This is a genomic window from Burkholderia thailandensis E264 (assembly GCF_000012365.1).
Classification (GTDB): Bacteria; Pseudomonadota; Gammaproteobacteria; order Burkholderiales; family Burkholderiaceae; genus Burkholderia; species Burkholderia thailandensis.
On sequence record NC_007651.1, the window covers coordinates 650668 to 670131 of the forward strand.

15 protein-coding genes are annotated in these 19464 nt (G+C 68.8%); 6 read left to right on the forward strand and 9 right to left on the reverse strand.

Annotation, left to right across the window (positions count from 1 at the left end; translation table 11 throughout):
- Positions 1-68 precede the first annotated feature (68 nt).
- A complete protein-coding gene (locus tag BTH_RS15105) occupies positions 69-1940 on the forward strand; it encodes an ABCB family ABC transporter ATP-binding protein/permease (protein ID WP_009892920.1) in 1872 nt (623 codons plus the stop codon).
- Between the two features lie 249 nt (positions 1941-2189).
- On the opposite strand, the gene murU is transcribed toward BTH_RS15105, so the two are convergent.
- Entirely contained in the window at positions 2190-2909 is a 720-nt protein-coding gene (gene murU, locus BTH_RS15110; protein WP_009892918.1) for an N-acetylmuramate alpha-1-phosphate uridylyltransferase MurU, read from the reverse strand.
- 9 nt (positions 2910-2918) lie between these two features.
- The gene (locus BTH_RS15115) at positions 2919-3953 is read right to left on the reverse strand and encodes an aminoglycoside phosphotransferase family protein (protein WP_009892917.1); all 1035 of its coding nucleotides are present in this window, start codon (positions 3951-3953) and stop codon (positions 2919-2921) included.
- A gap of 212 nt (positions 3954-4165) precedes the next feature.
- Between BTH_RS15115 and BTH_RS15120 the strand changes: the two genes are divergently transcribed.
- The 4 genes from BTH_RS15120 (at position 4166) to rsmA (ending at position 9873) form a co-directional block, all read left to right on the forward strand.
- Positions 4166-6529 (forward strand): LPS-assembly protein LptD, encoded by a 2364-nt coding sequence (locus BTH_RS15120; RefSeq protein ID WP_009892916.1) that lies wholly within the window; start codon positions 4166-4168, stop codon positions 6527-6529.
- A gap of 66 nt (positions 6530-6595) precedes the next feature.
- Positions 6596-7942 (forward strand): peptidylprolyl isomerase, encoded by a 1347-nt coding sequence (locus BTH_RS15125; protein WP_009892911.1) that lies wholly within the window; start codon positions 6596-6598, stop codon positions 7940-7942.
- Between the two features lie 22 nt (positions 7943-7964).
- Positions 7965-9014 (forward strand): 4-hydroxythreonine-4-phosphate dehydrogenase PdxA, encoded by a 1050-nt coding sequence (gene pdxA, locus BTH_RS15130; protein ID WP_009892909.1) that lies wholly within the window; start codon positions 7965-7967, stop codon positions 9012-9014.
- A gap of 31 nt (positions 9015-9045) precedes the next feature.
- Positions 9046-9873 carry a 16S rRNA (adenine(1518)-N(6)/adenine(1519)-N(6))-dimethyltransferase RsmA gene (gene rsmA, locus BTH_RS15135; RefSeq protein WP_009892908.1) on the forward strand — a complete coding sequence of 276 codons (828 nt, stop codon included), beginning with the start codon at positions 9046-9048 and terminating at the stop codon, positions 9871-9873.
- Positions 9874-10128: 255 nt separating this feature from the next.
- Here the strand turns inward: rsmA and BTH_RS15140 are convergent, their stop codons facing one another.
- On the reverse strand, positions 10129-11067 hold the full coding sequence (locus BTH_RS15140) for a DMT family transporter (protein WP_009892907.1): 939 nt from the start codon (positions 11065-11067) through the stop codon (positions 10129-10131).
- A gap of 354 nt (positions 11068-11421) precedes the next feature.
- On the opposite strand from BTH_RS15140, the gene gloA reads away from it, so the two are divergent.
- Complete coding sequence (gloA, locus tag BTH_RS15145; RefSeq protein WP_009892905.1) at positions 11422-11811, forward strand: lactoylglutathione lyase; 390 nt, start codon at positions 11422-11424, stop codon at positions 11809-11811.
- A 169-nt stretch (positions 11812-11980) separates the two neighbouring features.
- On the opposite strand, the gene BTH_RS15150 is transcribed toward gloA, so the two are convergent.
- From BTH_RS15150 to lnt, 6 genes are all read right to left on the reverse strand, one after another.
- Positions 11981-12868, reverse strand: a complete 888-nt coding sequence (locus tag BTH_RS15150) for a M48 family metallopeptidase (RefSeq protein ID WP_009892903.1) — start codon at positions 12866-12868, stop codon at positions 11981-11983.
- Positions 12869-12915: 47 nt separating this feature from the next.
- Positions 12916-13695 carry a lysophospholipid acyltransferase family protein gene (locus tag BTH_RS15155; RefSeq protein ID WP_009892901.1) on the reverse strand — a complete coding sequence of 260 codons (780 nt, stop codon included), beginning with the start codon at positions 13693-13695 and terminating at the stop codon, positions 12916-12918.
- A gap of 42 nt (positions 13696-13737) precedes the next feature.
- Positions 13738-14301 (reverse strand): D-glycero-beta-D-manno-heptose 1,7-bisphosphate 7-phosphatase, encoded by a 564-nt coding sequence (gene gmhB, locus BTH_RS15160; protein ID WP_009892900.1) that lies wholly within the window; start codon positions 14299-14301, stop codon positions 13738-13740.
- A gap of 17 nt (positions 14302-14318) precedes the next feature.
- Positions 14319-16418, reverse strand: coding sequence for a glycine--tRNA ligase subunit beta (gene glyS / locus BTH_RS15165; RefSeq protein ID WP_009892898.1), 2100 nt, complete (start codon positions 16416-16418; stop codon positions 14319-14321).
- Between the two features lie 16 nt (positions 16419-16434).
- Positions 16435-17442: a glycine--tRNA ligase subunit alpha gene (glyQ, locus tag BTH_RS15170; protein ID WP_009892896.1), complete on the reverse strand. Its 1008-nt coding sequence runs from the start codon at positions 17440-17442 to the stop codon at positions 16435-16437.
- A gap of 295 nt (positions 17443-17737) precedes the next feature.
- Positions 17738-19453, reverse strand: a complete 1716-nt coding sequence (gene lnt / locus BTH_RS15175) for an apolipoprotein N-acyltransferase (RefSeq protein ID WP_009892894.1) — start codon at positions 19451-19453, stop codon at positions 17738-17740.
- Positions 19454-19464 lie beyond the last annotated feature (11 nt).

The window sequence follows — 19464 nt, forward strand, 5'->3', positions numbered from 1 at the left end:
GTCGGCGGCCGGCCAAGCAGGCCCGATACGCACACCTTCACCGACGAAGCGAACCCACGAACTCCCCCATGCGCCGCTATCCCGCTTCCTCCGAGCCCGCGCCCATCGCGACCGGGCCGCGCAACGACTGGCAGACGATCCGCTCGCTGCTGCCGTACCTGAGCGCTTACAAGTTGCGCGTCGCATTCGCGCTTGCGTGCCTGATCGGCGCGAAGGTCGCGAACCTCGGCGTGCCCGTCGTGATGAAACGGATCGTCGACAGCCTCGCGAGCGTCCAGCATCTGACCGCGCTCGGCCGCGCCGAGCAGTCGGCGGCCGTCGTGCTCGCGGGCGGCGTCGGGCTGCTCGTGATCGCCTATGCGCTCGTGCGGTTGTCGACGTCGCTCTTCACCGAGCTGCGCGAGATCCTGTTCTCGAAGGTGACGGAAAGCGCGGTGCGGCGGCTCGCGCTGCAGGTGTTCCAGCATCTGCATGGCCTGTCGCTGCGCTTTCATCTCGAGCGGCAGACGGGCGGCATGTCGCGCGACATCGAGCGCGGCACGCGCGGCATCCAGCAATTGATCTCGTATTCGCTGTACAGCATCCTGCCGACGCTCGTCGAAGTGGGGCTCGTGCTCGGCTTCTTCGTCGTCAAGTACGAAGCGTATTACGCGTATGTGACGTTCGCCGCGCTCGTCGCGTACATCGCGTTCACCGTGAAGGTGACCGAGTGGCGCACGCATTTCCGCCGCACGATGAACGAGCTCGATTCACGGGCGAACTCGCGCGCGATCGATTCGCTGATCAACTACGAGACCGTCAAGTACTTCGGCAACGAGGAATGGGAAGCGCAGCGCTACGACGAGAACCTGAAGCGCTACCGGAAGGCGGCGATCCGCTCGCAGAATTCGCTGTCGTTCCTGAACTTCGGCCAGCAGGCGATCATCGGCGCGGGGCTCGTGTTCATCCTGTGGCGCGCGACGCAGGGCGTGCTCGCGGGCAAGCTCACGCTCGGCGATCTCGTGCTCATCAACACGTTCATGCTGCAGCTGTACATTCCGCTGAACTTCCTCGGCGTCGTCTATCGGGAGCTGAAGCAGAGCCTGACCGACATGGACCGGATGTTCGGACTGCTGTCGGCCGCGCGCGAAGTCGACGACGCGCCCGGCGCGAGCGCGCTGAAGGTGAACGGCGCGCGAGTGCGTTTCGAGCGGGTGAACTTCAGCTACGAGCCGTCGCGGCAGATCCTGCACGACGTCGACTTCACGATCGAAGCGGGCTCGACGACCGCGGTCGTCGGCCACAGCGGCTCGGGCAAGTCGACGCTGTCGCGCCTGCTGTTCCGCTTCTACGATCTCGATCGCGCGGCGGGCGGCGCGATCACGATCGACGGCCAGGACATTCGCGACGTGAAGCAGGAAACGCTGCGCGCGTCGATCGGCATCGTGCCGCAGGACACGGTGCTCTTCAACGACTCGATCTACTACAACATCGCGTACGGCCGGCCGTCGGCGACGCGCGACGAGGTGATCGCGGCCGCGCGCGCCGCGCACATCCACTCGTTCATCGAGAGTCTGCCGAAGGGCTATGACACGCCCGTCGGCGAGCGCGGGCTCAAGCTGTCGGGCGGCGAGAAGCAGCGCGTCGCGATCGCGCGGACGATCCTGAAGAACCCGCCGATCCTCGTGTTCGACGAGGCGACGTCGGCGCTCGATTCGCGTTCCGAGCGGGCGATCCAGCACGAGCTCGAGCAGATCGCGCGGCACCGGACGACGCTCGTGATCGCGCACCGGCTGTCGACCGTCGTGCATGCGGACCAGATCATCGTGATGGACCACGGGCGCATCGTCGAGCGCGGCACGCACGCCGAGCTGCTGCGCGCGGACGGCCTGTACGCGCAGATGTGGGCGCTTCAGCAGCAGCGCGCGGCGGCCGACGGCGCGGCGGCGGAAGAGGTTTGATGGAGCGGGGGCGGGCGGCGGTGCCGCGCGTTTCGGCTGGCTGACGGATCGGCCGGCCGGTCAGCCGCCGCGTCCTTGCGTCGGGAATGGCATGCACGGGCGCGAAATGATGCGGAACGGTGCGCGGCGGCACGAAACGAAACGGCACGAAACGGCACGAAACGGCACGAAACGGCACGATCGCGCGCTCGCCGGATTGGCCTGAAATTCGTCGACGATCCCGCTCGGCGCGCTGCCGGACCGACGCTCTCAGCGAGCAGCCTTCAGCGCGGCGTCGAGCTCGCCCAGTTGCGCGGGCGTGCCGACGTTCTCCCATGCGCCGCTGTAGAGCTCGCCCGTCGCGCGGCGCGCGGCGATCGTCTCGCGGTAATAGGGCGTGAGCGCGCGGCGTGTCCCGGCCGGCAGATCGCGGAACATCCGCGTGTCGTAGAGCCCGATGTTGCCGAACGTCGCGCGCGGCGCGCCGTCGAGCGATAGCAGGCCGTCGTCGCCGAGCGTGAAATCGCCCGCCGGATGAAACGGCGGGTTGGGCACCATCACGAGGTGCATGCTGGGCTCGGGCGCGCCGGCGAGCGCGCTCGCGCGGGCCGACAGCGCGGCATAGTCGAAGCCGGTGTAGATGTCGCCCGATACGCCGACGAACACCTTCGGTCCGCCGCCGCCCTCGATGAGCGGCAGCGCCTGCGCGATTCCGCCCGCCGTCTCGAGCGCTTCGCGCTCGGCGGAATACAGGAGCCGCACGCCCCAGCGCGAGCCGTCGCCGAGCGCGGCCTCGATCTGCGCGCCGAGCCACGCATGGTTGACGACGATCGTGCGGATGCCCGCCGCGGCGAGCCGCTCGATCTGCCAGACGATCAGCGGCTTGCCGCCCGCCGCGAGGAGCGGCTTGGGCGTCGTGTCGGTGAGCGGGCGCATCCGTTCGCCGCGCCCGGCGGCGAAGATCATCGCCGTATCGAGTGTGTGCGTCATCGTTCGGATTCAGAACGTGTAGCCGACTTCGGCCGTCTTGTCTTCGAGATCGTCGAGGAGCCTGGCGAACGGCGCGAGCGGCCGGTAGCGCAGCGCGACGCGGCGCGCGTAGCCGAGAAAGCGCGGCAGGTCGGCGAGATAGTGCGGCTTGTGATCGCGGTAGTTGATCCGCGCGAACAGGCCGAGCACCTTGATGTGGCGCTGCAGGCCCATCCATTCGAGCTGCCGGTAGAATTCGCCGAAATCCGCCTCGACGGGCAGCCCCGCCTTCTTCGCCTTTTCCCAGTAGTACGCGAAGCAGTCGAGCTCGAACTCCTCGTCCCAGCTGATGAACGCGTCGCGCATGAGCGACACGACGTCATACGTGAGCGGCCCGTACACGGCGTCCTGGAAGTCGAGCACGCCGGGGTTCGGCTCCGCGAGCATCAGGTTGCGCGGCATGAAATCGCGCAGCATGTAGCCCTGCGGCTGCGCCTTCGCGCTCGCGATCAGCAGCGCGAACGTGCGCTCGAGCGCGCCGCGCGCGTCGGCGGGCAGCGTCTTGCCGAGATGCCGGCCGACGTACCATTCGGGCATCAGCTCCATCTCGCGGCGCAGGAACGCCTCGTCGAACGGCGGCAGCACGCCCTCGCGCGACGCGAGCTGCCAGCGGATCAGCGCGTCGAGCGCGTCGCGCATCAGCGGCCGCGCGGCGGCGGGCGCCGCCGGATCGAGCGCCGAGAGGTACGAGCGCGTGCCGAGATCGGTGACGAGCATGAAACCCGCGTCGAAGTCGTGCTCGAGCACCCTCGGCACGTGGACGCCCGCGGCGTCGAGCAGTTGCGCGATCTGCGCGAATTCGCGGCATTTCTCGGGCGGAGGCGCGTCGACGGCGATCGCCGTGCCGCCCGGCGAGGCCGCGCTCGCGACGCGGAAATAGCGGCGAAAGCTCGCGTCGGCGGATGCCGGGGCAAGCGACGCGAGGTCGAGCGCGTAGCGGTCGGCGAAAGTGGCGAGCCAGGCGGCGAGGCGGGCGAGACGGGAATCGGCTGGGGGCTGCGTCATTGAAAGTCGGGGAGGGGGAACGTCTTGCCATATAATACCCCACGACTTTTTTGACGCGTCCCGTGTCAATTCCCGCCGGCGCGGGCCCGCAGCCCGCCACGCCGTCCGTTTGCCCGCTTCCCCCGGTATGCGCGAAGCCGCAGTCACGGTTCGATTGCGCGGGCGCGGCATGTGGAGGCCGGGCTTGACAGGGGCGATTCGCCGAACGATAGATGCCGCGTAAAACGTTACTCCCGCTCGTCCCAGCTTGCGATGCCGCGCCGCGCAGAAAACGGCTCGCGGCCGCGCTTTTGGCCGTACCGGGCCTCGTGCCGGCGGTGTCGCAGGCCCAGTTGTCCGGCGCCGCGGCCGAGCCGCAGACGTTCGGCTCGCCGTGGGACCTGCGCCTCGCGCCGCAGCTCGACGAGCATCCGCAAAAGCAGGGCGGCAAGCCCGCGACGTTCGTGCTCGCCGACCACACGGGCGGCACCGCCGATCAGGACCTCGCCGCGAAGGGTTCGGCCGAGATCCGCCGCGGCAACGCGGTCGTCAAGGCGGATGCGATCCACTACGATCAGGACACCGACATGGCCGACGCGTACGGCAAGGTCACGGTGGCCAACGGCGGCACGACGTTCTCGGGGCCCGAGGCGCATCTGAAGGTCGAGGCGAACCAGGGCTTCATGACGACGCCGAAGTACCATTTCACGGCGACGGGCGGCTCGGGCAGCGCCGAGCGCGTCCAGCTCCTCGACAGCGAACGCTCGGTGTTCACGAACGGCACGTACACGGGCTGCCAGTGCTCGACGAACCCGGCGTGGTACATCAGGGGTAGCGAGTTCGATTTCGATACGGGCGCGGACGAGGGCGTCGCGCGCAACGGCGTGCTGTTCTTTCAGGGCGTGCCGCTCTTCGGCAGCCCGTGGCTCACGTTTCCGCTGTCGGGCGAGCGGCGCAGCGGCTTCCTGCCGCCGACGTTCTCGCCGTTCAGCTCGACGAACGGCATCGAGGTCTCGCTGCCGTACTATTTCAACATCGCGCCGAACCGCGACCTGACGATCACGCCGCACATCATTTCGAAGCGCGGGATCTTCACGCAGGCGACGTTCCGCTATCTGTCGACGAACTATTCGGGCGCGCTGACGGGCGAGTATCTGCCCGACGACCGCATTGCGCACCGCAACCGCTACGCGATCTTCTGGCAGCACCAGCAGAACTTCGGCAACGGTTTCGGCGGCTACATCTATTACAACAAGGTATCGGACAACCTGTATCCCGAAGAGCTCGGCTCGACGAACCAGTTCGTCAACGGGATCCAGACGGTGTATCAGCAGGAAGCCGGCCTGACCTACAACGACGGGCCGTGGTCGGTGCTCGGCCGTTACCAGCACTGGCAGACGCTGCCGCCGGCGGTCGCGCCGTACGGCCGCGAGCCGCAGTTGAACGTGAAGTACGCGAAGTACAACGTCGGCGGCTTCGACTTCGGCGCGGAAGCCGATTATTCGCGCTTTAGGATCACGACGGCCGACCAGCCGGAAGGCGACCGCGTGATGTTCAACCCGTACGTGTCGTACGGGCTGTACGGCCCCGGCTACTTCTTCGTGCCGAAGGCGCAGCTGCACATCGCATCGTACGACCTGACGACGACGACGGGCGGCGTGCCCGACCAGGCGAAGCGCTTCACGTACTCGATCCCGACACTCAGCCTCGATACCGGGCTCGTGTTCGACCGCTCGGTGCGCCTGTTCGGCCAGGACTACATCCAGACGCTGGAGCCGCGCCTGTTCTACGTGTACACGCCGTACCGGAACCAGTCGAACGCGCCGCTGTTCGACACGGCCGTGTCGGACTTCGGGCTCGCGGAGATCTTCACGCCGAACACGTTCGTCGGCAACGACCGGATCGCCGACGCGAACCGTCTGACGGCCGCGCTCACGACCCGCTTCATCAATCCGGCGACGGGCGACGAGCGCGCGCGCTTCGTGATCGCGCAGCAGTACTACTTCACCGACCAGCGCGTGACGCTCCTGCCGACCGAGGCGCCCGCGACCGCGCGGCACTCGGACCTGATCCTCGGCGCGTCGGTCAAGCTCGGCGCGGGCTTCGCGTCGGAGACGGCGTTCCAGTACAACGTCGACAACAACCAGCTCGTGAAGTCGAGCGTCGGCTTCGGCTACAGCCCGGGCGAGCGGCGCGTGATCAATGTCGGCTACCGCTACACGCGGCAGAATCCGACGCTCAGCAACGAGCCGATCAACCAGATCCTCATGTCCGCGCAATGGCCGCTCACGCGGCGGCTCTACGCAGTCGGCCGTCTCAACTACGATCTCGCGAGCAGCCGGGTTGTCGACGGTCTCGTCGGCTTCCAGTACGATGCCGACTGCTGGGCGTTCGGCGTCGGCGTCCAGCGGTACGCGAACGGCCTGAACACGTCGGGGCAGCAGAATTCGTCGACTCGCGTGCTCGCGCAACTCGTGCTCAAGGGTCTGACGAGCATCGACAACGGCCTCGTGACGGCGTTCCGGGCCGGCGTGCAGGGGTACACGCCGCTGCCGCCCGCGCCGGCGCCGCTGTCGCGCTTCAGCAATTACGATTAACCGCCGACGAGGCGTTCGCGGCGAGCGGCGTTCGCGCAGCCCGCTTTCAATGGAGTACCTGTGGCAATGAAGAAAACCCTTCGCTTCGCGGCTGTCGCAGCCGGTCTGGTCGCGTCGCTCATCACGGTCGCGCCGTCGGCGTCCGCGCAGGCGCTGCGCGCGCAGGGCGCGTCGCTCGCCGACGAGGTGGTCGCCGTCGTCAACAACGACGTGATCACGGGGCGCGAGCTCGATCAGCGCGTCGGCCTGATCGCGCGCCGCCTGCAGCAGCAGAAGGCGCCCGTGCCGCCGACGGACCAGTTGCGCGCACAGGTGCTGAACCAGATGGTGCTAGAGCGCATCCAGGTCCAGCGGGCGAAGGACGATGGCATCGTCGTCGACAACGCAACCGTGCAGGCGACGCTCGGCCGCCTCGCGCAAGCGAACGGGATGCCGCTCGACCAGTACAAGGCGCGCATCGAGGCCCAGGGCGTGCCGTGGGATCTGTTCGTGCGCGACGCGCGCACCGAGCTGATGCTCTCGAAGCTGCGCGAGAAGGAGGTCGACAGCAAGATCACGGTGTCGGACGCCGAGGTCGCGAGCTACATCGCGAGCCAGCGCGGCCCGAATGCGGGCGCGCAGCAGGATCTGCGGCTCGAGCACATCTTCGTGAAGGCGCCGACCAACGCGCCGCAGGCCGATATCGACGCCGCGCAGAAGAAGGCCGAAGGCCTGCTGCAGCAGGCGCTCGCGTCGGGGACCAATTTCGAGCGCCTTGCGAAGAGTCAATCGGAAGCCGACGACGCGAAGAAGGGCGGCGACCTCGGCTTCAAGGCGCCGTCGTCGCTGCCTTCCGACGTCGTCGACGCCGTGTCGAAGCTGCGTCCCGGCGAGGTCAACCCGACGCTGATCCGCGTGCCGGACGGCTTCGAGATCGTGCGTCTCGTCGACCGCCGCGCGAGCCAGAATCCGGCCGCGTCGCCGAAGATCGTGCAGACGCACGTGCGCCACATCCTGCTGCGCGTCGGCGAAGGCAAGTCGGAATCACAGGCGCGTCAGCAACTGATCGACATTCGCCGGCAGATCGAGGCGGGCGGCGATTTCGAGAAATTCGCGCGCACCTACTCGCAGGACGGCTCGGCGTCGCAAGGCGGCGATCTCGGCTGGATCAGCCCGGGCGAGACGGTGCCCGAATTCGAGCGTGCGATGAACGCGCTGCAGGACGGCCAGGTCAGCAACCCGGTGCGCACGGAGTACGGCTACCACCTGATCCAGGTGCTCGGCCGCCGCGACGCGGAAGGCTCGGTGCAGCAGCAGATGGACATCGCGCGCCAGGCGATCGGCCAGCGCAAGGCCGAGCAGGCGTATTCCGACTGGCTGCGCGAGCTGCGCGACTCGTCGTACGTGCAGATCAAGCTGCCCGTCGGCCAGTAAGCACAAGCCCATAGGCGCATTCATGTCCGCCCGTCCGCAGCCGCTGCGCATCGCGATCACGACCGGCGAGCCGGCCGGCGTCGGCCCCGAGCTGACGGCGCGCGCGCTCGCCGATGCGGCGACGCGCTGGCCGGACGCGCACTTCACGGTGCTCGGCGACGCGGGCCTGATCGCCGGGCGCGCGGCCGCGGCCGGCGTCGACTGGGGGCGCGTGACGGCGGGCGGCGAGACGGGGCATGTTGCCGACGCGCATGTCGCAGATGCGCACGTCGCCAACGCGCACGTCGCCGTCGCTCATCGCGCGCTTGCCGCGCCGGCCGAAGCGGGCAAGCTGAATCCGGCGAACGGGCGCTACGTGCTCGCGCTGCTCGATGCGGCGATCGACGGCGCGCTCGCCGGCAAATACGACGCGATCGTCACCGCGCCGCTGCAAAAGAGCACGATCAACGACGCCGGCGTGCCGTTTACCGGCCATACCGAATATCTCGCCGAGCGCACGCACACGCCGCGCGTCGTGATGATGCTTGCGGGCACGGGCGAGCGGCCGCTGCGCGTCGCGCTCGCGACGACGCACCTGCCGCTCAAGGACGTGGCGGCCGCGCTGACGATCGACGGCCTCGTCGGCACGCTGTCGATCATCGATCGCGACCTGCGCGAACGCTTCGGTCTCGCCGCGCCGCGCATCCTCGTGACGGGCCTCAATCCGCATGCGGGCGAGAACGGTTATCTCGGCCGCGAGGAAATCGACGTGATCGAGCCGGCGCTCGAACGCGCGCGGGCGGCGGGCATCGACGCGCGCGGCCCCTATCCGGCCGACACGCTGTTCCAGCCGCGCCACCTCGAGCACGCGGATTGCGTGCTTGCGATGTTCCACGATCAGGGGCTGCCGGTCCTCAAGTACGCGACGTTCGGCGAAGGCATCAACGTCACGCTCGGCCTGCCGATCATCCGCACGTCGGTCGATCACGGCACCGCGCTCGATCTCGCCGGCACGGGCCGCGCCGATCCGGGCAGCCTCGTCGCCGCGATCGACACCGCCGTGACGATGGCGCGCCATCAGCGCGCGGGTTGAGTTTTCGCGTCATCCGTTTTTCTATTTTTCGATGTCGAACAGCAGACAGCACCAAGGGCATTTCGCGCGCAAGCGCTTCGGGCAGAACTTTCTCGTCGATCACGGCGTGATCGACGCGATCGTCGCGGCGATTCGTCCCGAGCGCGGCGAGCGCATGGTCGAGATCGGGCCGGGCCTCGGCGCGCTCACGGGGCCCGTGATCGCACGGCTCGCGACGCCCGATTCGCCGCTGCACGCGGTCGAACTCGACCGCGATCTGATCGGCCGCCTCAAGCAACGCTTCGGCGAGCTGCTCGAGCTGCACGAGGGCGATGCGCTCGCGTTCGACTTCGGCTCGCTCGCGCTGCCGGGTGAGAAGCCGTCGCTGCGGATCATCGGCAACCTGCCGTACAACATCTCGAGCCCGCTGCTGTTCCATCTGATGTCGTTCGCGCCCGTCGTGATCGACCAGCACTTCATGCTGCAGAACGAGGTCGTCGAGCGGATGGTGGCCGAGCCGGGCACGAAGGCGTTCAGCCGGCTGTCGGTGATGCTCCAGTACCGCTACGTGATGGACAAGCTGATCGACGTGCCGCCCGAGTCGTTCCAGCCGCCGCCGAAGGTCGATTCGGCGATCGTGCGGATGATCCCGCATGCGCCGCACGAACTGCCGGCCGTCGATCCGGCGGTGCTCGGCGAAGTCGTGACGGCCGCGTTCTCGCAGCGCCGCAAGATGCTGCGCAACACGCTCGGCGGCTATCGCGATCTCGTCGATTTCGATGCGCTCGGCTTCGATCTCGCGCGCCGCGCGGAAGACGTCGGCGTCGACGAGTACGTGCGCGTCGCGCAGGCGGCGTGCGCGGCGCGGGCGGGACGCTGAGGATCGCTGCGGGCCGCTGTGGACCGCACCGCCGCGGACGATACGCAGCCGAGCCGGCGGGGCGGCGGCTCGGCGCGGTATCGCGCTTCCGGCGCACCGCCGCCAGCCGGCAACCGGGAGGGCGCATGCGCGCGGCTTCGTCGCCACCGGCCGTCGCCGAGTGCGAGCACGCTTCTTTCACGCGGCATCATCGTCGAGCCGCTGGCGCGTGCCGCCACGGTCTGCGGCTTCCCGCGCCGCCGCCTCCCGCTTGACCTATTTGCGCGCGCCGCGCGGCGGCGCGTTGACGAGCGCGATGCCCGCGAGCACGAGCGCCGCCGCCGCGACGAAGCGCGGGCCGATCGCGTCGCCGAGCAGCAGCACGCCGAAGCTCACGCCGAAGAGCGGCGCGAGAAACGTGAACACGGATAGCCGCGCCGCGCTGTAGCGCGTGAGCAGCCAATACCATGCGAGATAGCTCGCGAACGCGACGATCACGCCCTGATAGGCCAGGCTCGCGACGGCGAGCGGCGTCACGTTCGCGAATGCCGTCTGGCGGGTGACGACGGCGAGCCCGAGCAACACCGCCGACGATACGGTCAACTGATAGAACAGGGTCTGGCTCGCACGCGCGTGCGCCAGCGACGTCGAGCGCACGACGACCGTCGTCGCCGCCCACATCACGCCGCCGAGCACGCCGAGCGCGTCGCCCGCGAGTCCAACGAGCGCCGATGCGTGACCCGCGGCCGGCCGCGCGAAGCCGTCGGCGAACGCGACCGCGATGCCCGCGAACGCGATCGCGACGCCTGCCCATTGCGGGCGGCGCATCTTCTCGCCCGGTGCGAAAAGGTGCAGGCCGAGCGCGGTGAAGCACGGCGCGGTGTACAGAAAGATGGCCATGCGCGCGGCGCTCGTCAGCGTGAGGCCGAAGAACAGGCAGACGAATTCGCCCGCGAACAGGATGCCTGCGACGATGCCGGCTGCGAACGTGCCGTCCGCGCGAAAGAGGGGCGTGCCGCGTGCGCTCGCCCATGCCCAGACGCCCAGCGCGGCGATCGCCGAGCGCAGCCCGGCCTGGAGCATCGGCGGAATCGCATGCGTCGCGCTCTTGATCGCGACTTGCTGAAAGCCCCAGATCGCGCACAGCAGGACCATCACGCCGATCGCGCGCAGATCGAGCGACGGACGCGCCGGCGCGCCGGCGACGGCGCTCATCGGACGCTCCCGAAGGCGGCGCGAGCCGCGGACGGGCAGGCGGCCGGGCGCCCGGCGGACAAGCTCGGCTCTAGACAGATCAGGAAGAAGATTCGCACGGTTCGCAGGCCGACGGACCTGGCCGTCGGAAAGAGTGGTTCGATTCGTCGGGGGCGCGCGCTCGGCGGACTCGTCGCGGGCGTATCGGGCGACGCGCGCCCGCGTTGCCGCGGCGCCCGACGCGCCGATCTTAACCGATCGACATGCGCGCCGCGCATCGTCCCTGCTGCGCGGATGGGCGATGCGGCGCCCGGCGAGAATCGCGCGGGTCTGGTACATTCGCACGTTCAAGCAAGTCCCCACGGAGTACCCATCATGCGTTTGCTTCACACGATGCTGCGAGTCGGCGATCTCGACCGCTCGATCAAGTTCTACACCGAACTGCTCGGCATGAAACTGCTGCGCCGCCAAGACTATCCGGACGGCAAGTTCACGCTCGCGTTCGTCGGCTACGGCGACGAGCAGGACCACACGGTCATCGAGCTCACCCACAACTGGGACACGAAATCGTACGAGCTCGGCACGGGCTTCGGCCATCTCGCCGTCGAAGTCGAGGACGCGTACAAGGCGTGCGAGCAGATCAAGGCGCAAGGCGGCAAGGTCACGCGCGAAGCGGGCCCGATGAAGCACGGCACGACGGTGATCGCGTTCGTCGAAGATCCGGACGGCTACAAGATCGAGTTCATCCAGCGCAAGACTCACTGAGCGCTGTCCCGCCGCGGCGCCGCCGTGTCTCGGCGCGCGATGCGCTTTAAGCGTGCGCGCGCCACGTCTTTTTCTCCACCAATCCATTCTTCCCGGGCTGTACGGCACGGCGGCGCAACAGCACGGCCACGCGTTCTCGGCCCCGAGCGGCGGGCATGACGCGCGCCGCTCAGAGCGCCGGCAGCAGTTCCGGCGGATGATGCTTGAGCGTATGCCGCGCCTCGCGGAATTCCGGGAAGATCGATTCGACCGTCTGCCAGAACGCCGGGCTATGGTTCATCTCGCGCAGATGCGACAGCTCGTGTGCGACGACGTAGTCGACGATCGACATCGGAAAGTGGACGAGCCGCCAGTTCAGGCGGATCTTGCCGTCGCTCGAGCAACTGCCCCAGCGCGTCGCGGCCGAGGATAGCGCATACATCGAATACGTGACGCCGAGCTTTTCCGCATACACGGCGAGCCGCTCGCCGAAGATTCGCTTGGCTTCGCCCTGCAACCAGCCCTGCACGCGATCCTTGATCTGCTGATCGCTCGCGTGCGCGGGCAGCCCGAGCTCGAGCGTCGCGGCGGCCGCGTCGAAGCTGAGCGCGCCCTTCGTAGACGCGAGCGCGATGCTGACGGGCTTGCCGAGATACGGAATCTGCGCGCCGTCCTTCCAGTCGATCTGCGGCAACGCGCGCTGCTCGGCGCGCGTTTGCCATTCGGCTAGCTTGTTGAAGATCCAGCGGCGCTTCTCGGCGATCGCCGCCTCGATGTCGGCGAGCGTCACCCAGCGCGGCGCGGTGATCGTGAGGCCGCTGCCGTCGATCGCGAAGCCGATCGTGCGGCGCGCGGAGCGCTTCAGCTTGTATTCGAGCACGCGGCCGTCGAGCGCGAGCGTGCGGCGGCGGGAGCGGTCGGCTTCAGGCGGCGTCGCGGGCGGGATGGGGGCGGCGGGCGGTGCGGCGGAAGGGGAAGCGGGAGACGGCGAGGCGGCCGGCCCGTCGAAGAGCGGCAGGTCGAGCTGGCGGTGATCGAGAGCCACGACGGCCGGCCGTGGCCTGGGACGCTTCGGCATCAGTTCGCTTCGTTTGGCAGTGCGCAATGGGTGAAACTCGCTTGACTTCAGGAACGCGCGGCGTCGGACGCTCGGACGGCGCCGCGTGCGCCGTCGCGCTCGTGCCGGTACGCGTCCGGATCGATGCGGCGCATTTCCGCTTCGATCCAGTTTTCGACGCGTTCGTTCAGTTGATCGGGGGTGAGGCCTTGCGTGTCGATCGGCTTGCCGATCGACACCGTGACGGTGCCGGGGTACTTCGTGAACGAGTTGCGCGGCCACACGCGCCCCGCGTTGTGCGCGATCGGCACGACGGGCGCGCCCGCGCCCACCGCGAAGCGCGCGCCGCCCGTCTTGTACTTGCCCTGCCCGCCGACCGGCGTGCGCGTGCCTTCGGGGAACATGATGACCCACGCGCCTTCCGCCATCCGCTTGCGGCCCTGGCGGATCACCGAGTCGAACGCGTTCTTGCCGTCCTTGCGATTGATGTGGACCATGTGCAGCATCCCGAGCGCCCAGCCGAAGAACGGCACGTACAGCAGCTCGCGCTTGAACACGTAGCAGAGCGGCTTCGGCATCAGCGCGGGCAGCGCGATCGTTTCCCACGCGGACTGATGCTTCGGCAGCAGCACGGCCGGGCCGTCGGGCAGGTTCTCGTAGCCTTCGATGCGATACCGGATGCCGTTCAGCCAGCGCGCGACGAACAGCGTCGACTTGCACCAGCCGACCGCCATCCAGTAGCGCGCGTTCGGGCGCATGAACGGGAACGCGATGAAGCACGCGGTTGCGTACGGCACCGTGTAGACGACGAAATAGACGAGCAGCAGCAGGGAGCGGACGAAGCGCATCGGCGTGACGTTACGGTGAGGGAGGATGCGCGCGGGTGGGCATCACTCGTGTTCTTTGGAAAGGAAATCGAGCGCGAACGCGCGCAGGTCGTCGTGCACGCGCGTGCCTTCCGGCAGCCCGCCCGCGGCGAGCGTCTTCTTGCCCTTGCCCGTCAGCACGAGATGCGGCCGAAAGCCGAGCGCCGCGCCCGCCTGCAGGTCGCGCAGCGAATCGCCGACGACCGGCGTGTCCGCCGGATCGATCTCGAAGCGCTCGGCGATCAGCTTCATCATCCCGGGCATCGGCTTGCGGCAATCGCAATGGTCATCGGCCGTGTGCGGGCAGAAGAACACCGCGTCGATCCGCCCGCCGACGGCGGCCGCCGCGCGATGCATCTTCAGATGCATCGCGTTCAGCGTCGCCATGTCGAACAGGCCGCGGCCGATGCCCGACTGGTTCGTCGCGACGACGACGCGGTAGCCCGCGTGATTGAGCCGCGCGATCGCCTCGAGGCTGCCCGGCAGCGCGACCCATTCGTCGGGCGACTTGACGAAAGCGTCCGAATCGACATTGATGACGCCGTCCCGGTCGAGGACGACGAGCTTTTTGCTGGGACTGGTCGGCATCGCGTGGCTCCGGGCCTTCAGGCGGCGAGCTTCGAGATGTCCGCGACGCAGTTCATCTGCTGATGCAGCGCGGACAGGAGCGCGAGCCGGTTCGCGCGCAGCGCGGGGTCCTCGGCGTTGACCATCACGCCGTCGAAGAACGCGTCGACGGGCGCGCGCAGCGCGGCGAGCGCGGACAGCGCGCCCGTGTACGCGCGCGCCTCGAGCTGCGACTGCACGCGCGGCGTGACTTCGGCGAGCTGCTCGGCGAGCGCCTTTTCGGCCGCCTCGACGAAGAGCGCCGGCTGCACCGCGCCGTTCGCGCCGCTTTCCGACTTCTTCAGGATGTTCGAGATCCGCTTGTTCGCGGCCGCGAGCGCTTCAGCCTCCGCGAGGCGCGTGAATTCGCGCACCGCGTCGAGTCGCGCGACGATGTCGTCGAGGCGCGTCGGGTTCAGGCTCAGCACCGCGTCGACTTCGCCTGCCGTGTAGCCGCGCTCGCGCAACAGGCCGCGCAGGCGCTCGACGAAGAACGCGTGGATCGCGTCGGTCGATTCGGCGACGTCCGGCACCGCCGCGAAACGCTCGTACGTGGTGCGCAGCAGCCAGACGAGATCGAGCGGCAGCTGTTTTTCGAGCAGCAGGCGCAGCACGCCGAGCGCGTGCCGGCGCAGCGCGAACGGGTCCTTCTCGCCCGTCGGCGCGAGGCCGATGCCCCAGATGCCGACGATCGTCTCGAGCTTGTCGGCGAGCGCGACCGCGGTCGACACGGGCGTCGTCGGCAGCGCGTCGCCGGAGAAGCGCGGCTGGTAGTGCTCGCTGCACGCGATCGCGACGTCTTCCGCCTCGCCGTCGTGGCGCGCGTAGTACGTGCCCATCGTGCCCTGCAGCTCGGGGAACTCGCCGACCATGTCGGTCAGCAGATCGGCCTTCGCGAGACGGGCCGCGCGGATCGCGACCGTCGCGTCGGCGCCGATCGCGGGCGCGATCTCGCCGGCGAGCGTTTCGAGGCGCTCGATGCGCGCGAGCTGCGAGCCGAGCTTGTTGTGATAGACGACGTTCGCCAGCAGCGGCACGCGGTCGGCGAGCGGCTTCTTCTTGTCCTGCTCGAAGAAGAACTTCGCGTCGGCGAGACGCGGGCGCACGACGCGCTCGTTGCCCTCGACGATCTCGTCCGGCGTCTTCGTCTCGATGTTCGACACGATCAGGAAGCGCGAGCGCAGCTTGCCTGCCGCGTCGGTGAGCGCGAAGTACTTCTGGTTCGTCTGCATCGTGAGGATCAGGCATTCCTGCGGAACCTGCAGGAATTCGTCCTCGAAGCGGCACGGATAGACGACCGGCCACTCGACGAGCGACGTCACTTCGTCGAGGAGCGCCTCGGGCATCACGACCTGGTCGCCGCCCGCGTTCGCTTCGAGCTGCGCGCGGATCGCTTCCTTGCGGCCCGCGAAGTGCGCGAGCACCCGGCCTTTGTCGCGCAGCGTGTCCGCGTAGGCGTTCGCGTGCTGGATCGCGACGAGGCCGTCGGACAGGAAGCGGTGGCCGAGCGTCGTGTCGCCGGCGTCGATGCCGAACGCGCAGACGGGCACGATGCGATCGTCGTGCAGCGCGCTCAGGCGGTGCACGGGGCGCACGAACTGCACGTCGGTGCCGTCCGGGCGCTGATAGGTCATCACCTTCGGGATCGGCAGCTTCGCGAGCGTTTCGTCGAGCGCGGCCTGCAGGCCTTCGGCGAGCGTCGCGCCGGGCGACGCGTAATTGACGAAGAACGCTTCGGCCTTGCCGTCGTGCGCGCGCTCGAGATCGGCGATCGACAGGTTCGGGTGGCCGAGCGCCGCGAGCTTCTTCGCGAGCGGCGCGGTCGGCTTGCCCTGCGCGTCGAGCGCGACCGATACCGGCAGCACTTTTTCGCGGACCTGCCGTTCCGGCGCGACGGCACGCACGTTCTGGACGACAACCGCGAGGCGGCGCGGCGTCGCGTAGCGCTCGAACGCGAGCTCGCCTTCGATCAGGTCGCGCGCGGCGAGGCGCTGCGCGATGCCCTCGGCGAACGCGTCGGAGAGGCGCGCGAGCGCCTTCGGCGGCAGCTCTTCGGTCAGCAGTTCGACGAGCAGGGATGCGGAATGGTTTTGCGTCATGGTGTGAAGAATCTCGTCAGTCCTGATCGATCTTGCGTTCGGCTTTCAGCGGCGGGGCCCATGCGGGCTGCGCGGCCTCCTGCGCGTCGGTGGTCAAGCCCGGCACGCCCGGCACCGGGTTGCCGATCATCGGGAAGCCGAGCTTCTCGCGCGAATCGTAGTACGCCTGCGCGACGAGCCGCGACAGCGCGCGGATGCGGCCGATGTACGCGGCGCGCTCGGTCACGGAGATCGCGCCGCGCGCGTCGAGCAGGTTGAACGTGTGGCCGGCCTTCAGCACGAGTTCGTATGCGGGCAGCGCGAGCTGCGCTTCGATCATCCGCTTCGCCTCGGCCTCGTAGCTGTTGAAGAACGTGAAGAGCAGCTCGACGTTCGCCTGCTCGAAGTTGTACGTCGACTGCTCGACTTCGTTCTGGTGGTAGACATCGCCGTACGTCAGACGGCGGATCTCGGGGCCGTTCGGGCCCTGCTCCTCCCACTCGGTCCAGATCAGGTCGTAGACGTTCTCGACCTTCTGCAGATACATCGCGAGGCGCTCGAGGCCATAGGTGATCTCGCCGAGCACGGGCTTGCAGTCGAGGCCGCCCACCTGCTGGAAGTACGTGAACTGCGTGACTTCCATTCCGTTCAGCCACACTTCCCAGCCGAGGCCCCATGCGCCGAGCGTCGGGTTTTCCCAGTCGTCCTCGACGAAGCGCACGTCGTTCTGCTTCAGGTCGAAGCCGAGCGCTGCCAGCGAGCCGAGATACAGATCGAGGATGTTCTCCGGCGCGGGCTTGAGCACCACCTGGTACTGGTAGTAGTGCTGCAGGCGGTTCGGGTTCTCGCCGTAGCGGCCGTCCTTCGGGCGGCGCGACGGCTGCACGTACGCGGCGCGCCACGGCTCGGGGCCGATCGCGCGCAGGAACGTGTGCACGTGCGACGTGCCGGCGCCGACTTCCATGTCGATCGGCTGGAGCAGGGCGCAACCCTGCCTGTCCCAATAGGACTGGAGCGTCAGGATGATTTGCTGAAACGTAAGCATGAGAGGCCTTCGTGGCGCCGGGCGCTCCGCTTCGGGCAGACGGCGGGGGCGGTGAGCGCCGCGCCGGCAGCTCGCGCGGCGCGCGGCTTGGGTCTGTGCTGAAACGTGTAATTTTACCGGATCGGCGGGCGGGTGCGGTCGCAACGGGGTGGGGCAGGCCTCCATACGCGCGTGCGGGCGGGGAAACCGCCGGAAAACACCCCGGCGCCGGATGCGGTGCGGCGGCGCGTGCGCCGCGAGAATGCAGCGCCGCGCGCTGATGCGCGCCGCCGGCGGGCGGCCCGTGCAGCGGGCGTCAGCTGCGGCGGCGCAGCCGCGGGCCGAATGCGAAGCCGAATGCGAGCAGCAGCAGCGACATCGCGAGCACCGTCGCGTTGCCGCTCGTCACGTACGGCGTGCGCCCGGCGGTGCCCTCGATCCGCACGTCGAGCGAGCCGATCGTGAATGGCTTCAGCCGACCGATCACGCGGCCGTGCGCGTCGATCGCGGCCGTCATCCCGGTGTTCGTCGCGCGCAGCATCGGCCGGCCCGTTTCCAGCGAGCGCATTCGCGCGATCTGCAGATGCTGGTCGAGCGCGATCGTGTCGCCGAACCACGCGAGGTTCGTCACGTTGACGAGCACGCCGGGCGACACCGGGTTGTCGCGGATCGTCGCCGCGATCTCCTCGCCGAAGATGTCTTCGTAGCAGACGTCGGCCATCACCGGCTGATTGCGCACGATGAACGGCTGCTGGACCGGCGCGCCGCGCGCGAAATCGCCGAGCGGCATCTTCATCAGGTCGACGAACCAGTGAAAGCCCCAGGGGATGAACTCGCCGAACGGCACCAGATGGTGCTTGTCGTAGCGGTAGATGTCGCGCGAATGCGGCGTCACGCCGTACAGGCTGTTCGTATAGTCGACGATCCGTCCGTCGTTCGTCACGGTGCCGCCCACCGCGCCGAACAGCACCGCCGTGTCGGTCGCGTCGCTGAAATTGCGCACCGCGCGCGCGAATGGCTCGGGCAGTTCCTGGATCAGCACCGCGATCGCGGTCTCGGGCGTGACGACGAGATCGGCGGGTTTCTCGGTGATCATCTTCTGGTACATCGCGATCGCCGCCTGGATGCCCGCTTCCTCGAACTTGATGTCCTGCTTCACGTTGCCCTGCAGCAGGCGCACCGTGAGCGGCGCGTTCGCGGGCACCGTCCACGGCACGAGTGCGAGCAGCGGGCCGAGCGCGACGAGCGCGGCGGCCGTGAGCGCCGGCGCGGCGACGCGCGGCGAGCGCAATGCAAGCGGCACGGCGCCGGCCGGCGCGTCGGTTCGGCCGTTTCCGCCGCCGTTGTTGCGATCGCCGCCGAGACCGTTGCTGCCTTCGCGCGCGCGCGCGATCGCCTGCACGCCGAGCGCCGCGATGAGCGCGAGCACCCAGCCGATCCCGTAGACGCCGACGATCGACGCGTAGCCGGCGAGCGGCCCGTCGACCTGCGCGTAGCCGCTCGCGAGCCACGGAAAGCCGGTGAGCACGGTGCCGCGCAGCCATTCGCCGACGGCCCACGCGCTCGCGAACGCGAACGCGCCGTGCCAGGTCGGCGAGAACGGGCGCGGGTCGGCCGCCTTGCCGTTTCGCGCATGTCCCGCGCAGAACGACCAGAGCCCCGCCGAGAACGCCGGATAGATCGACAGGTACAGGCAGAACAAGACGAGCGCGCCGCCCGCGAGCGGCGCGGCCATCTCTCCGTATACGTGCATGCTGATGTAGAGCCACCAGATGCCGCTGATGAAGTTGCCGAAGCCGAACGCGCCGCCCGTGGCCGCCGCGTGCTTCCAGCTCGTCGTGCGCGTGAGCTGCGCGAATAGCCATGCGAATACGGCGAGCTGCAGCCAGCCGCCATGCGGCGTCGGCGCGAAGGTCAGCGTGTTGGCCGCGCCCGCGAGGAGCGCGGACGGATAGTGCCAGATGGGCAGCGCACGGCCGGCGGCCGTTGGGGAGACGCTCGATTGCGAGCGGGTCGAGATCGGTTCGGCCATGCGTTGCGTCG